This window comes from Pyrinomonas sp., from assembly GCF_040289685.1.
Classification (GTDB): Bacteria; Acidobacteriota; Blastocatellia; order Pyrinomonadales; family Pyrinomonadaceae; genus Pyrinomonas.
Genome location: NZ_PSLQ01000021.1, coordinates 31,794 through 47,075, shown reverse-complemented (window position 1 = coordinate 47,075; position 15,282 = coordinate 31,794). Strand labels below are relative to the sequence as shown.

The 15,282-nt window shown below is 58.5% G+C and carries 10 protein-coding genes; 3 read left to right on the top strand and 7 right to left on the bottom strand.

Going from position 1 to position 15,282, the window contains the following annotated elements; translation table 11 throughout:
• Nucleotides 1–662: 662 nt before the first annotated feature.
• The 5 genes from C4334_RS06705 to C4334_RS06685 form a co-directional block, all read right to left on the bottom strand.
• Complete coding sequence (locus tag C4334_RS06705) at nt 663–836, bottom strand: DUF2256 domain-containing protein (RefSeq protein ID WP_352431315.1); 174 nt, start codon at nt 834–836, stop codon at nt 663–665.
• Nucleotides 837–980: 144 nt separating this feature from the next.
• Nucleotides 981–2,399 carry a deoxyribodipyrimidine photo-lyase gene (locus tag C4334_RS06700; RefSeq protein WP_352431314.1) on the bottom strand — a complete coding sequence of 473 codons (1,419 nt, stop codon included), beginning with the start codon at nt 2,397–2,399 and terminating at the stop codon, nt 981–983.
• A gap of 96 nt (nt 2,400–2,495) precedes the next feature.
• Entirely contained in the window at nt 2,496–4,991 is a 2,496-nt protein-coding gene (locus C4334_RS06695; protein WP_352431313.1) for a TonB-dependent receptor, read from the bottom strand.
• A 123-nt stretch (nt 4,992–5,114) separates the two neighbouring features.
• The gene (gene nikR / locus C4334_RS06690; protein ID WP_352431312.1) at nt 5,115–5,552 is read right to left on the bottom strand and encodes a nickel-responsive transcriptional regulator NikR; all 438 of its coding nucleotides are present in this window, start codon (nt 5,550–5,552) and stop codon (nt 5,115–5,117) included.
• 314 nt (nt 5,553–5,866) lie between these two features.
• Entirely contained in the window at nt 5,867–6,412 is a 546-nt protein-coding gene (locus C4334_RS06685) for a CarD family transcriptional regulator (RefSeq protein WP_352431311.1), read from the bottom strand.
• An 853-nt stretch (nt 6,413–7,265) separates the two neighbouring features.
• Between C4334_RS06685 and C4334_RS06680 the strand changes: the two genes are divergently transcribed.
• On the top strand, nt 7,266–10,046 hold the full coding sequence (locus tag C4334_RS06680; protein WP_352431310.1) for a carboxypeptidase regulatory-like domain-containing protein: 2,781 nt from the start codon (nt 7,266–7,268) through the stop codon (nt 10,044–10,046).
• A 181-nt stretch (nt 10,047–10,227) separates the two neighbouring features.
• Here C4334_RS06680 and C4334_RS06675 read toward each other — a convergent pair whose 3' ends face one another.
• Nucleotides 10,228–10,959, bottom strand: coding sequence for a DUF4388 domain-containing protein (locus tag C4334_RS06675; protein WP_352431309.1), 732 nt, complete (start codon nt 10,957–10,959; stop codon nt 10,228–10,230).
• A 313-nt stretch (nt 10,960–11,272) separates the two neighbouring features.
• A complete protein-coding gene (locus C4334_RS06670; RefSeq protein WP_352431308.1) occupies nt 11,273–13,399 on the bottom strand; it encodes a sigma 54-interacting transcriptional regulator in 2,127 nt (708 codons plus the stop codon).
• A 278-nt stretch (nt 13,400–13,677) separates the two neighbouring features.
• On the opposite strand from C4334_RS06670, the gene C4334_RS06665 reads away from it, so the two are divergent.
• Together C4334_RS06665 and C4334_RS06660 are read left to right on the top strand one after the other, a co-directional pair.
• Complete coding sequence (locus C4334_RS06665) at nt 13,678–13,965, top strand: FmdB family zinc ribbon protein (protein WP_352431307.1); 288 nt, start codon at nt 13,678–13,680, stop codon at nt 13,963–13,965.
• A 45-nt stretch (nt 13,966–14,010) separates the two neighbouring features.
• A complete protein-coding gene (locus tag C4334_RS06660; RefSeq protein ID WP_352431306.1) occupies nt 14,011–14,901 on the top strand; it encodes a VWA domain-containing protein in 891 nt (296 codons plus the stop codon).
• Nucleotides 14,902–15,282: the final 381 nt, after the last annotated feature.

Below are 15,282 nucleotides of genomic sequence, written 5' to 3'. Positions count from 1 at the left end.
ACGCCCTCCCCATGGCCCGTGTCCGGGCGACTACTACGTTCCGGCTCTTGCGACCGAAGGCGGTTCTTCATCCCGCCTCCGGACCCTTTGACGGGACCGGGCCGTAGATACGTGATCTCCTCGTTCGGTATTCATGTGAAGGTGTAGTATGCAAACCGTGAAGAAGGAAGTGCGGGAGGGAAAATAGCGGCGCGCGTCATCCCGACCCCCTGAAGGGGGTGGGAATTCCCGCGCCGATCTTTCATCCCGACCCCCTGAAGGGGGTGGGAATTCCCGCGCCGATCTTTAAACTTTAAATATGACAACAGTGGATAAATGGGTTATCCTATCCACATGAAGCTAAGCGAGTGGGGTTGAGAACTGCTCGTTAGTCCACATTGACAAAAGAGAATGAATCTGTTATTTCGCTTTGGCCGTTGGTTGAAACGGTTCTACCGCTAGTTCGGCGGGAAGTAACGAGCGGTGGAGATCGGAGGTGACAGGCCGAAAGGCCGGTGCCGGTGGATGAAGCAGGAAGCAACCAGACAGATGTCGTGAGACATTTGTGAGTTGCAGAACGGTAGCACGCTATCTATCGTCGAGCCGCATCGCGATTGGTAGGCAGGCGGGAGCGCTGTCGAAGATCAACTCTGCGGCAGGACGCAGAGCGAGTTGATTTCCCATCACGCGGACTCTTTTTTGCGGCGCGCAGCACGAGCCGTTTGCCGACAGCGTTCCGAACAGTGGCGCACTTGATCCCAGACTTTAGCCCACTTGCGCCGCCACGTCATCTCGCGACCACACGTAGCGCAAATCTTTTTCGGTAGATCCTGTTTGCGCGTTCTTCGCTTCGACATCTCATCGCGCGTCGCCACTCTGGCGCCGGGATGTGCGCTGGCCAGTCATGCATCGCAGCGCTCGTACCTCTACGACCGTTCCGTTTGAAGAGTCAGCTCGTAGATTCTCTCAGCTTTACAGTGCGGCGATAAGCGTGTCTTTGGTCACGGACGCTTCGCTGAAGCGTCAACATGCGGCGCGAAGCCTGCGGTCCACTCGATGTATTTTCGCGCGTTGAATTTTCGTCCCATGCTTTGAGACGACATGCGGCGCACGAGGCCGAAGATCGGGATCTCTGGCCCCCACGGGCGATCGTGTTTACCGAAACACCAAAGGATGCCAGCGTACGAGTTGGGATTGCGGCCGTCGAGCGCGTACTTATTATTCAGATGTTCGAGCAGATGAAACGCTTCATCACACTTTGGGCGCCACTCGATGACCTTTTTGCCCCAAAGCATCCGCACGTAGTTATGCACCTCGCCCGTCCAGAGGAGTTCGCGTTGCGTCGCGTTCCACAGCTCGTCGTAGGTGTGCGCCGCCTCAATCTGTTCAGGTGAAATGATCGCCGGACGCGGGTCGGCCTCGTGCGCGCGAAGCGTGCGTCGCGCCCAATCGGGCAGCGCGTCGAGCGAAGCGTAGTGCGGATTGAAGCGCGTGAAGTTGTAGGCCAGCTCTCGCCGTACGATCAACTCTTCGAGATAAGCCTCTTTGGCTTGCTGCGGCGCATCGGCTGATTGCACCGCTTCAGCGATCTCCTGTGCTGAGAGATAACCGAAGTGAAGATACGGACTCAGACGCGACGTGCCATCCACTTCCGGGCGGTTCCGCTGTTCGTGATAGCGCGGCAGAATCTTTTCGACGAAGTGGCGTAACCGAGCTGTACCTGCGTGCCGCCCGCCGCGGTAGATGGGCGAAGGCGCGACTTTGTGATCGATGGCACACTGCGCGACGAGCGCGCCGATCTCGCCATCTTTGAAGATGGTCTCTTCCGGGCAATTGACTTGCAGTCGCGGATCTTTGACCTCCAGTCTCTCCTCGCGGAACGAGACGAAGCAGCGCGGTAGCAAACTTTTTATCTTCGGACGAATCGTGCGCGCGGCATACTCTTCTTTGGAAAAGGCCGCAAGAGGCACGAGGCCGTTGGAATCGACGGCGAAGACGGGGATGGACAACCGCGCGGCGAGGCGTCGGTTATGTTCCGGAATGATGAAGCACGGGAAGTCGTCTGTCACCAGCAGCGCCGCCTCTTCGGCCAATCGCGCCACCGTATCGCGCGGATCGCGTTCGCTCTTCTGTAAGTAAAAGACGTATCGGATGCCGAGGCGCTGGAACTCGCGACGGTTCTCGTTTACGCCTTCGAGGATGAAGGTGTGCAAGCGATCGTTTGCCCACGGGTAGTTGTACTTCAAACCTTCGTAAACGACGAGCGGCAAACGCCGTTCGTTGGCCGCGCGAACAGCGAAACTGAGCGCGTGGTTATAACGCGGACGCTTGTAGACCTGCATCCAGTAGAGCACGTAGCGCGCGCGATGGTTCTCCTCGCCCCGATTGAGTTGCCTTACGCGATCGGTCAGTTCGGCCATCTCACCTCCCGCCGTCGCTTCAAAGGCGACGCGGCGATTAGGCCGCGCGCGCGGACATAGCGTGCATAAACCGCTTGACTTTGCGCCAACGCGCGCCTACTTCTCCCACAGTCGGAACGTCAGTCCGACCATCACGCCTCGCGGGTACCCCGGCGTCGCATGTATCCGCGCCCGCGGCTCATCTGCAGAACGCACGCGCGAGACGAATAAGTTCTGCGTTTCGTAGTACCTCTTATTGAAGAGGTTGTCGACCGCAAAGTTCAGATCCACCCCGCTTCGCAAACGCTTGTTGACATAGACATCTACTATATCCAAACCGGCGGCGCGAATGCTAGCATCGAGCGGATCCAAGCGGTAATTGCTCGCGTGGCGGTAGCGCAGCGAGCCGGAAAAGCCGCGCCAAGCCGAGAGCGTAAGGCCAGCGTTGGCCACTGTATGCGGTGCGCGGTCGACGTACTCGCGCGGGTTTGTGCCGCGAAAGAAGGCGTTCATCACCTGAGTCAAACCGCCATTGAAGGCTAGGTGCGATAGCACACGCCAAGATAGCTTCGCCTCGTAGCCATAGGCGCGACTCGGACCGACGAACTCTGTGCTCCCATCATCCGGCACGTAAACTTGCTGATTAGAATTGTCGATCAGAAACAGGTCCGCCGTCGCCGAAAATCGCTTGTAGTTATGCGAAGTCCCTATTTGGTAAAAGTCCGTCGTCGCGACCTTCGGTCCGTTCGGATACTGAACCACTCCGCGCGCATCCTGGCTGCTTATGCCGCGCCCGTAGTTGAAATGGATGGTCAACGGCAAGTCATCAAATGGGGCGTAAGTGACGGCGGTTTTCGGTTGAAAGCGGCCTGCGCTCTCGCTGCCCGAAAGCTCCGGTCTGATCCGATCATCGACTGCGAAGCGGAACAGGTCGTAACGCGCGCCGACTACCAGACGCAACCTCCCGTCGAACAGATCCAACGCTTGTTGAACGTAACCGCCAGCGTTCATCACGCGCGCGCGCGCGCTGGTCGATGGACAACACTCTTCGCTCGGTGCCGAGCGAGGCAACAAGGCGCGGACCGGATTCCGGTCGACGGAAGGATAAAGCCCAACGTTCGTTTGAAAGGCGGCGAAGTTGCCGCCTAAGGTCAGCAATCCGGTCGCGCCAAACATCTTATCTACGCGCACGTACTGCAAGTTGGCGCCCTGCTGCAAGCGCGAATCGTGCTGCTGTATCTCGTCGCCATACTCCGGATCGCGGAGAAAGAAGGTGAAATTGGACCATAGATCGAAGAGCGACCGCGTGACATACCCGTCCACTTTGAAGAGATCGCCGCGCGCGTTCTCCCGCCGATAGTAAGCGCTGATTGTCCCGGCCTTAACCTTGCCGCCGTTGTCCGGATCAATGAAACCGAAGCGATCCAGTTGGCCGGCGAAAACCAGATCGAGCGGGATCTGACCGGAGGAGAAAAAACTGTTACGACCCGCGTTCAATTTCACGCTCACGCTTGACCTTTCGCTTAACTCCCGCGCGTAATTGCCCGTCACGTTATCCCGATGATAACGAAGCGGATTCAGGAAAGGGCCATTTGTGCGCGACGCCTCATAGGCGACGAAAGCGCGCGCGAACTTGGGGCTGTAGGCGAGAAAGCTCCTGAAGGAATCGAAGGATCCAGCTTGCACGCGCGCGGTCAAAACGTCCGGCAGACTCTCCTTCGTCCGAACGTGAACGACGCCGAGACCGGAGAAATCGCCATACTCGGCGGCGAACGGACCGTTCAAGATGTCCACGTCGGCGATCAATTCGGGCGTCACGCTCTTCAACGCGCCGAGATAGCCTTGCCCATGCCCTTGCGTCGCCTGATTCTGCTGAACATCATCGACTAGGACCTTCAATCCGCCGAACAGTCCTCCATGATCGAGGTTGAAGCCGAAACGGCGTATCTCGAGCGATTTTCCGCCCCCCTCGTGCTGCCCGGCGCTGACCCCAGCATCGAGCGTGTGGAAAAGTTGATCGTCGCGCAAGAAAAGGCCTTCGCGGTAGATCGCATCGTTTCTCCTCTCGATCGATGGATCAGCGACCGAAGCGACGATGACGACCGACTCCTGGATCGGCGGGGCAAAAAGCTCAACCCTGATTTGAAGATCATCTGCTTTCTCATCAGCGCTGATCTCGCGCACAACGCGCTTGATCCCCTTCCCTTCAAGGACGAGCGTCACCGGACCGTTCGGCACCTTCAGCCAAAACCGGCCTTCCGGGTCGCTCACTGTGCTCTGTTCGCCGAAGCTCGTGCGCGCGCTGACCACAACGCCAGCGACCAATTCGTTGCGCTGTGACAAGATCGTTCCCGAAACGATTCGCCATCGGCCCTCCTGGGCCACAGCGACCAGCGAGCCGAAGAGCAGCGAGCCGAAGAGCAACGCCGCGAAGAACGAGCTGACCCTTAGCGGAAGATGGCGTTTCGCTCGCCCCTTCAGTGCGCCGCGCGGATTCGCGCTCGGCTTCCGCGCACATGCTCCATCGCCTCCCCTCCGCCCCCCATGGATCGTAGCCGTTGACGGATCAACTTTGCGGGGACGGCAGAACTCTCTTGAACCTTCTCGAATCATCGCTTTCTTCCTTCTCGCTTTCGCGAACTTGGTGTTACTATTTTTATTTTAGTAATACTGAACGGGACCGAAAGAACGACCACCGGCGATCCATCGACAAGCGCAAGCGCTAGCCGCGTCGCCCTATCTTCGCCGCTCGATGATCCTCTTCGCCGGAACGGTCAAGAAAAGGCGCCCGTGTTTGACGCCCTTCAAGCTGATCAGCGCGTCGGCGAGCGCGCGCACTTTTTTGGCCGAACCGCGCAAGACGATCACCTCCATGCAATCATCGTGGCTGATGTGCACGTGTAAGACGGAAACGATCAATTGATAATGCTCGTGCTGCAGGTCGGTCAAGCGGTCTGCCAGATCCGTCGCGTGGTGGTCATAGACGAGCGTCAAGGTGCCGAGCACATCCGTCGCTTTTGACTCCTCGTCAAGATGCGCGCGAACGAGCGCATCGCGCATCAGGTCACGCAACGCCTCCGAACGATTAACGTAGCCTTGGCGCCTGATCAAACGGTCGAAGCTTTCGAGCAGCTCATCCTCGACGCTCACGCTGAAACGGATCAATTCTCCCATTGAATAAAGGCCCTTCTATTCGGTCGCGCCCTTTATATCACGAATTTAGAATTCGTGCTACCGATGGACGACTCGCTGCGAAAGGAACTCGGCTCCAACGCGCAAGGCGAAGCGCCGTTCGGGGTCGCGACCGGCCTTCATCGGGTGAAGGTTTTCGCAATCTCTCGGGCGAGATCAAAGCTCAAGAAAGGGGGAGAGCGTGCGGCACTTCAAGATAGCCAGATCAAGCTTCAGGTCATAGGCCAACCCTGCCGCGCCGAATCATGGAGCGCAGCTTCAACCACGATGCTCAATCGAGCGCTATTCCAAAGTTTTCAGTGACCGGCGTTTGCCCCGGCAGAGCGCGCCCGCGTCGTGCGACGCGCGTGCTTGGCACAAGCTGCCGCCAGCGCCTGATCGACGCGCGCGACGATGTCGCATTCGGGTTTGCGACAAACGGCGCTCAACTCAGAGATAACCAGATACCGCGCGCGCTCCAGCATGCGCTGTTCGCGGAAGGAGAGCGGTTTGAAGTGACTCAGATAGGTCAGCGTCTTGAGGACTTCGGCCACGGCGAAAATGTCGCCCGTACGCATCTTTTCGGAGAACTCTTTGAAACGATCTTTCCAGTCGGCGGGCGGCGAGTTGAAATCGTCCGCCAGATTCTTCATCAGCAACTCCCCTTCGGCGGCTGTGATCGGAGAGCGAAGACCGACTTCGCGCGCGTTATCGACGGGAACCAGAACGACGGAATTGGTGGCAGCAAGGCGGAGCGTGTAGAAAGGAAGCGTCGTTGAACCGATCTGTTTCTGCTCTATCTGCTCGATGATCCCAATTCCGTGATTTGGGTACACGACCTTTTGGCCGATCTTGAAGCCCACCACACACCTCCTGTGGTTTTTATTCAAAGATTCATGGCGAGCCGAAGAGCATGACGCACCGTGGCCAACCCTCCCCGCTCGCCTTTCTGTGAGTTCTCACAAAAGTGTAACAAGCAGGTCACTGAGCGTCAAGCACTATCTGGCCTGAACCTCAAGCGGCTCTGAGATGAACGGCGCGCGTTATAGACGTGAAGATTTAAGACCAAACTGCCAAGATATTGGCGTCTCGCTTCGGCTAGAGTCAGCGCAAATGGACCGAACGGATGAAGTGGGCGATCGCGGGCGGAGCGTTAGATTCGGCGGCCCCTCTTACCAGAACCGATTACCGAGATCGACTTGCAATTAAACCGACAAATCGCGCGACATCGTCACGCGCCCGAAACTCAGACATGGAGCGATCATCGAGATCGCTCCGAACCTTCTCTTTGCAGCGCTTGCTTGCGTGCTCCGTGAGGGTCTCGGATTCCCTTCAATTAGTTTTGAAAAACCAAAGCGCCTCGCCACCGGCTTGATTTGGACGCGTTTCGAGAATCGGATTGCCATGCCATTCACACTGCTCTGCCTTGACGTCAACCTGTTCTAGACGCATCACCCCAACCATGTTGAAATGGGGGGAGAGCCGCACGCCTTCTCCGTTCTTGACACGCTGTTTCGCGCGGCAGAATAATCCGGCTGTGTGATCCCCATGCGCCACGCACGCTTGACGAAACGTTCTTCGCCGTGCAGCGACTGCTGCGCACCAACCGGCCTTTTGAGGGGCTAATCGGGGTCTGGCTGGCTCCGAAGCTCAAACGCGGCGCGTTGAAATAGCAGCGTCCTGTGCGACTCGAACAAAAGGTCAAGGAGAAGAGAGATGTTTCCACGGGTTTCCTTCTTTGCCCTGTTTGGACGAAGTTTCTTCACGCTTCTATGCGCACTGCCTTTCGCCACAAGCGCTCTAGCCGAAGGACGCCTTGCTGGCAAGATCACCGATGTCCAAGGGCGGGCCGTCGTCGCGGCACAAATCACCGCCACCGAACAAGTGACCGGGCACGCCTTCAAGACGACGACCAATGAGCAAGGCGAGTATCTTCTCGCCGATCTACCAGCGGGCACATACACCATCGAGGTCGTGGCCAAAGGCTTTGCGCCCGCACGTCGCGCAGACGTCACGATCAAGGATGCGCAGACGCCGCGCTTAGATTTTCAATTGAGCGTTGCGCCCGTGGAAGCGCAAGTGACGGTGACGAGCACGGGGACGCTGGCGAACTCAGATCCCGTCTATCAAAAGCTTCGGCAAGCGGCGAAAGATCCGAATCCCTTTTCGGCTGTGGCAACAGTCAGCAACTTGGTGCTACAACGCGACGCCGCACGGTTCACGCTGCGCAGCGGCGAGCTATACTTTCTCACGCCGGTCGAAGGCCGTACTGTTGCCGCGGTCTTCATCGGCGACGGGGAGATCTCATTGACGCCGCCCACCGAGATCGAGCGAAAGAGTCTCGCCATATTCACCGACGGGCCTTCGCTCGAAGAGAGGTTTTCGATGCTCGTCTTGCGTTTCACGGATCGAACCTTCGACGAGGTGAAGGGTTCACCCAACGTGCAGATGGTGCCGACTGGCGGGCAAGCAGGGCGCGCGCGTGATCTGTACCGCGACAATCAGGAGCTGTTGCGTAAGCGTTTGAAATCGAATCTCAAACTGCGCACGCTGGCCGACATATACGCGCCCGCGCGTCCAGGTTTCTTCATCGCTTTCATCGGCGGCAAACGTTTCGGCAAGCTCGTTTACATCGTCGATCCGCTCGGTATTCCAGAGGTCTCGCCCGAGGAGGTCGCGCTGCTGAGCTATGGCGACACAGACGGCGGGATTTGGACGGCGTTTCATCTCGCCGAAGAGTACAAACAAGGTCAAGCGCACAACAATCAGGATCGACGTTGGTACGACATACTGAGCCACAAGATCGATGCCCGCATTCGCGGGACGCGCATCGAAGCGACCGACCGCATCGAGTTTCGTCCGCTCATCGGCGAGCTGCGGGTTCAGCCGTTTCAACTTTTCCGATCGCTGCGCGTGCGTAGCGTGCGCGACGCTGAAGGGCGCGAACTCGCCTTCGTTCAAGAAGACAAGGATGAGGATGCTGACTTCGCCGTCATCTGGCCGACGCCATTGGAGACCGGCAAAATCTACGAGGTGACGGTCAACTACGACGGCGAAGGCGCGTTGCGGGATTCGGGCAGCGGCAACTTCATTCTCATTCCGCGCGATTCCTGGTATCCGAACAATGGCGGCTCGCAGTTCGGCGACCGAGCGCGTTTCGATGTCACTTACCGTTATCCGAAGGGCTACACGTTGATCGGAACCGGCAAACTCGCAGGCGCGGAGCAACAAGAAGAGGACTGGAAGGTTGCGCGCTGGACCAGCGGCGAAGTTGAGCTGGCCGTGGCCGGATTCAATTACGGCAAGTTCAAGAAGAAGGAGATCTTCGACAAAGACTCCGGCTATTTGGTCCAATTTTTCGCCAATGAGCAGGTTCCCGATGAGATGCGACAACTTCAACTCGAAATCGACCGGATCGAGAGCGAAGGCTTCAATACCATGACCACCCTCGGCTCGATCTCGACGGCCAAAATGGGCGATCAGATTCTAGCTTCGGCGCAGAACTCGTTGCGCATTTTCAACGTCTATTTCGGCAAGCTCCCTTACGAACGTTTCGCCATGTCGCAGCAGCCGGCGATCAATTTCGGTCAGGCGTGGCCGACGCTGATCTACATGCCGTACACGGCCTTCATCGACACCACGCAGCGCGTGCAGCTTTTCGGCATCAAAGGGGGCACCGACACCTTTTGGCGCTACGTCGGGCCACACGAACTCGCGCACCAGTGGTGGGGGCACATCATCGGCTGGACCAGCTACCACGATCAGTGGATGAGCGAGGGGTTCGCCGAGTTCTCGGCCTCCCTCTACGTTCAGTACGTGCGCCGCGACCTCGATAAGTTCATCGACTTTTGGGAGGAGCAACGGCGCATGATCACAGATGAGTGGCCGCAGACCAAAGGACGCCGACCGTACACGGTCGGCCCCGTCACGCAAGGCTACCGGCTAAACAGCGCGAAGACCGGCAACGTCGCGCGCTTCATGATCTACCCGAAGGGCGCGTACATCTTGCACATGATTCGCATGATGATGTACGACCGCCGAACGGGCGATGCGCGCTTTCAAGCGATGATGCGGGACTTCGTCAAGACTTATTACAACAAAGATGTCTCGACCGAAGACTTCAAACGCATCGTCGAAAAACACATGACGCCCGAAATGAATCTCGAAGAGAACGGCAAGATGGACTGGTTTTTCAACCAGTGGGTCTATGGCACGCAGATCCCGAGTTATCGCTTCGATTACTCCATCAGCTCCTCAGGCGGCAAGGCCATCTTATCGGGGAAACTAATGCAATCGGGCGTTTCTGACGGCTTCCGCATGCTGGTGCCGCTTTATGTCGATTTCGGCAGGGGTTGGACGCGCCTCGGAACGGCCACGCTCGTCGGGAATTCAACGCTCGACATTCAACGCGTCGAACTGCCCCAAGAGCCGAAGCGTGTGGCCGTTGCCGCGCTCAAAGATGTGCTCGCCATCAAGATCGAGAACGTGAAGAGATAGTTTTGCGTAGAGATCTCGCCCGCAAGAGATGAGCCGCCGCGCAGCAAGAAAGGCGCGCTCTAAATAACTTTCAAACAATCATCGAGCGACTTCGATGCGTGAGAGTCAGAGCCGCCGCGCAACAAAGGTCTGGCGCGGCAGAACGGAGCTTCGCGTTTTGATCGCGGCTCTCGTGAGAGCTTCAAGCGAGGTCCTCTTCCGCGCGGTCGCCGGCGCGCTCTTCATCGAGTTGCCGGAGCGTTTCCAAAAGCAAGCTGGTGTTGCTCGCCGCGGCGATCGCCGCTGGATAAGGGCCTCCGCGTTCAAAGTTAAAGGTCCCGGCAGCGGCTTCGATCAGTGCGCGAAAGGCCTCTACGCCGCGTTCCGCGCCGCATTCGGCATCGACGATCTGACCATCGTTGAACAATATGCGCCCGGAGCGTGTGCTTCCCGTGATCGCCAACGCGCCGGTCAAACGCGAGTTCTCGATGGTTTGGATGCAGTCGAAGATGCTGACGAGTGCAAGATCGCCGGCGAGGATCACTGCCGATGGAGGCGTCGCTTTGGCCATTTCAGCCGAAGCGATTTCGGGACGACGAGCGCGGCGAATCGCTTCGAGACCGGCGGCGATCGAGATCGCTGGCGCATGCTCTTTAGCTTTGAGGAGGCGTTCGCGGGCGGCATCGAAGTTTTCGCGTTCGATGTAGAGCCGCGCTAAGGCGAGACACTGTCTGGCCGCCTCGCCATGTAGCTTCATGGTCGCTGCCACTTCACGCAGACGTTCGCGCAACTCGATCGAGTGCGGATAGCGCGCGATCGCTTCTTGCAAGCGGCTGATGGCCCGCCCCATGGAACCGTATTTGATGAACAGCTCCGAATCGAGCAGCGCCGCCTCGATCTCCGCATCGATCCCTCTGTATTCTTGCCCTGACATCAGCCCTCCTACGATGAGTTTAGCATGTTCGGCGAGCAAGGCATGCGCGCTTTGGTTCCGAGCGACGAAGCGGAGTCTGGCGATACGTGTGCGCGTCGCGCTCCGCTCGCAGGAGTGAGCGCTTTGCTTGCCTCAAAGCGAGAGGGGCTTTTGCGCTTCTGCGAGGAAAGCGAGGGATCTTTCGTCTCCATCTGCTTGTACGAGCACGCGGTGAGATGCTGCGCACGCGAGGGAAGCGAAAGATTCTTCGTCTCCATCCTCGCGCGATGATCGCCGCGACTTAACCGCTCAGATGAATGGCGAAAGAAGCGATCTATTTTTTCGTCTCCGCGGCGGAGCCGATTGCGTACTCTTGAAGCTTGCGGTAGAGCGTCTTTCTGCCGATGCCGAGCAGTCGGGCGGCGCGCGTCTTGTCCCCTTGCGTGTAGTTGAGCGCGGCTTCGATGGCGCGTTTCTCGATCTCATCCATCGGCATGGGCATCGCCAGCTCGAAGCGCACAGGAGGGGTGTGATTGAATTCGCCGCGCGCACGCCGCAACTGCGGTCGCTGCTCCAACCAGCGACGGCTTATTGCCTCAGGCAGATCTTCGAGTTCGATCTGCCTTCCAGCGGCGATGATCACGGCTCGTTCGATGGCGTTCTCGAGTTCGCGCACGTTGCCGGGCCAATCGTAGCTTACGAGCGCCTGCAACGCTTCACGCGAAATGCCGGAGATGAAGCGTCCGGTCTTCTGCTTGTAGTGCTCGATGAAGTGGATGACGAGCGGGTGAATATCGCAGGCGCGTTCGCGCAGCGGCGGCAAGTAGATCGGAAAGACCGAGAGGCGGTAGTAGAGGTCGCGCCGGAAGCGCCCCTGCTCGACGGCGCGCTCCAAATCGACGTTCGAAGCGGCAATGACCCGCACATCCGTTTTCAAGACTTGATTGCCGCCGACGCGCGTGAATTCGCCGTCCTGCAGCACGCGCAGCAAACGCACTTGCGCCGACAAGCTCATCTCGCCGATCTCGTCGAGGAAGAGCGTGCCGCCGTCGGCCTCTTCGAAGCGTCCGCGACGGCGCGTTCGTGCGTCCGTGAAGGCACCTTTTTCGTGACCGAAAAGTTCTGATTCGAGCAGCGTTTCGGGGATCGCGCCGCAGTTGAGTTTGACGTAGGGTTTGTCTTTGCGTTGCGAGCTGTAGTGGATGAGGTCGGCCAACAGCTCCTTGCCTGTGCCCGATTCGCCTTGGATCAACACGGAGGTTTGCGTATCGGCGACGTTCAAAGCGAGTTCAATGGCACGGCGAATCGCCGGGGCCTGACCGATGATGCGATTTTCGGCGCGTCGCTCATCGAGGGCGCTCCGCAAGCGCATCACTTCGGCGGAGAGCTGATCGCGCTCAAGCGCCGTGCCGATCTGGTCTGCGATGCCTTCGACCAGCGCGACCTCATGCTCAGCGAAACCGTCGCGTGCCCGGCTCCAGACTAGACCGAGCAGCCCAAAAGTTTGATCCTTGATGCGCACGGGCGCGACCAAAGCGGCCCGCCCGTTGAGTTGCGCGTTGAAGATTAAACGCACTGCGAGCGGCAAATCTTTCTCCAGCAACTGAAGCGTGCGCCCTTCGGCGAGCAGTTCCATCAGCGTTGGGAACTCGGCGAGGCTGATAGCGCGTCCGTGAGCAGCGATCAAGCGCTCAACGCCGGCGGTCTGCGCGTGCGACGCGGCGTGAAAGGCGGCGAGTCGAATGGCTCGATTGTTTTGATCCACCACGCCGAGCGCGCCGTAATCGGCACCGACCAGAGCGATGGCGCGCTCCAGTACGAGCGATGTCACTTCGCTGAAATCCGAACGCGCGTTCAAGGCGTTGGCGATCTCCAGCAACGCGCGCGTGCGGTCAGCCTCGCGTTGCTTGTCCATGTAGAGGCGAGCGTATTGGTAGCCGACGGCGATCTGTCGCGCGATCGATTGGAGAAAAGCCACCTCCTCATCGAGCCAAGCGCGCGGCGCCCGCGTCGAGTGCAATCCGACGAAGCCAAGCACCTGCCCGCCGAGCACGACCGGTACCACCAAAAGCGATCGCGTTCCGAGGCTCGCCGCCAGCGCGCGTGCGCGCGGATCGAGCGTAGGCGAGAGCGCGTCGTCGAGTCTGATCGGTTGCGTCAGATCGAAATGCTTCGCCAATTGATCGAGATCGATCGGGATTGTGGTTCCCAAGCTCGACGGCACGTCGTCGCGTGCGCGCCATTCGTGACTGATGCGCCACTCGCCGCTCGGCACCAAGTGGATGACGTCGCAACGATCCACATCCATCATGCGCCCGAGCTCACAGACGATGGCATGCAAGAATTTGTCCAAGTCGATCTCGGAATGCAGGTCTGGCGCCAGACGGTCGATGATCGCTTCGCGCGCCTCGTGCATCTTGATCCGTCGTTCGAGCGTCAGCGTGTGTACGATGCTGGACATAAGAGGGTCACAACGTGGTTTATCTCATGTCATGTGCCGGAGAGGTCGGGTCATCGCTCGCGGCAGCATGTTCCGCTGATGACCGCAAATCATAACGAACGCGAGAGTTGTTGCCAAGCGGCGACGAGCAACGGCGGCGCCCCTTTGGGCGTCCAAAGGATGTAGCTGGATCGGAGGTCATTGCGCCACGCAAGATGACTTCGTATAATTTTCTCGCGTTTTTCGCTGGTCCTTTTTCAGGTCACAGCGAAAGATCATCCGATGCGGGAGGCTATAATATGCCCATATACGAGTACCGTTGCAAAGAGTGTGCGGCGCACCTCGAGATCTTGCAGAAAATCAACGATGCGCCGCTCGCAACGTGCCCCGAATGCGGAGGCAAACTCGAAAAGCAGTGGTCGCTCTCTGGCTTTCAGTTCAAAGGCTCAGGCTGGTACGTCACCGACTATGCGCGCAAAAGAAGCGCTGGTGGTGAAAAAAGCGACCGCAAGAGCGAGGACCAAAGCAGGCCGGACGGCGAGAAGGCGCAAAGTGCCGCAACCACTACTCCGGCCAGAGTTGATTGAAGCGCACTGGTTGGACCGGCAGAAGACGAACGCCGAAGACCCTCCATGAACAAAGCGCGAGCGCTCACGGCGGTTTCGATTGCGCTCCTGTTGCTTGCCACTGATGCAGCGGCTCAGGCTGGAAGGCGTTCGTCTTCTGCACCGGTAGATCGAACCGTCGCGCTCAACGTCACCATCACGCGAGCTGATGGCGTCTCTCAACCGGTGCTCGCCGATCAACTCTCGCTCTTCGATGACGGCATAGAGCAAAAAATTCAGAGCCTCACACCAGATCCGACGCCAGCGCGCATCGCCTTGCTCGTCGATAATTCGGCGACGCTTCGCGCCGATGTGGAGAAATTAGCGCAGGCCGTGCGCGAATTCATCTACGAAATCTACGAAGGCGATCAGTTAATGGTCGTCGGCTACGACGAGCGCGCGGAGGTGCTTTCCGACTGGACCGATGCCCCACCTAAAGTCGAAGAGGCGATCAAACTTCTGCGCAAGCGCGGCGAACCGTATCTATTCGACGCCATATCGGCCGTGCTCGAGCAAGCGCTTCGTCCGCTCACTGGAATTCGCAAACGAGCCATTGTGCTGATCAGCGACGGATTAGATCGCGGCAGCAAAACGCGCTTCGATGACATTCTCGCCGAGCTTCAGCGACAAGACATCACCGTCTATGCGCTACAGCTTCCAGACCGCACCGGCGGCGCTTATCGCCGCGATCGCCCCAAACCGTCGGAAGCTATTCGGCAACTGGTAGAAGGCACCGGTGGAAGATCTTTCACCTTCGATGACCCAAAACAAGCGGCAGCAGCGATCTGCGACGAACTGCGCCGCAATCGCTACGTTCTGGCTTACTCGCCGCTCAACGTTTCGTACAACGCAAAGCGTCAACTGCTCATTATTCCGCCCGAAGGCGTCAACGTCCGTTACAAAGCGGCGCAGCCCTGAAACGTCGTAAGCTTCAACGAAAGCACTGCAAAAAGACGGGACCAGCGCCGTTAACTAGCCGGCAGGTTCGACGTTCCATTTAACGCGCGAAGATCAAAATTAGCGCGCGTGCGGCGGTCATCTCTTAGCGTTGGTGGTTCGACGCTCCATTTAACGGGCGAAGATTGCTGAGTCGCCGACTCATGGATGGTTGACGCTTTTTGTCCCTCAACGACCTGACGCGCGAGAGGCGATGAATGCGCGCCAAGTCTGTGGTTGGCGTTCTGCCCCAAAGCTGCTCTTCTCAAACCGACAAGCGCTCAAAAGGCGACGCCCTGAGTTTGAGCAGCTTGCAGTTAGGTCTGCATCTTTCAAGACGTTTTCGCACGAAACCTTGAGTTA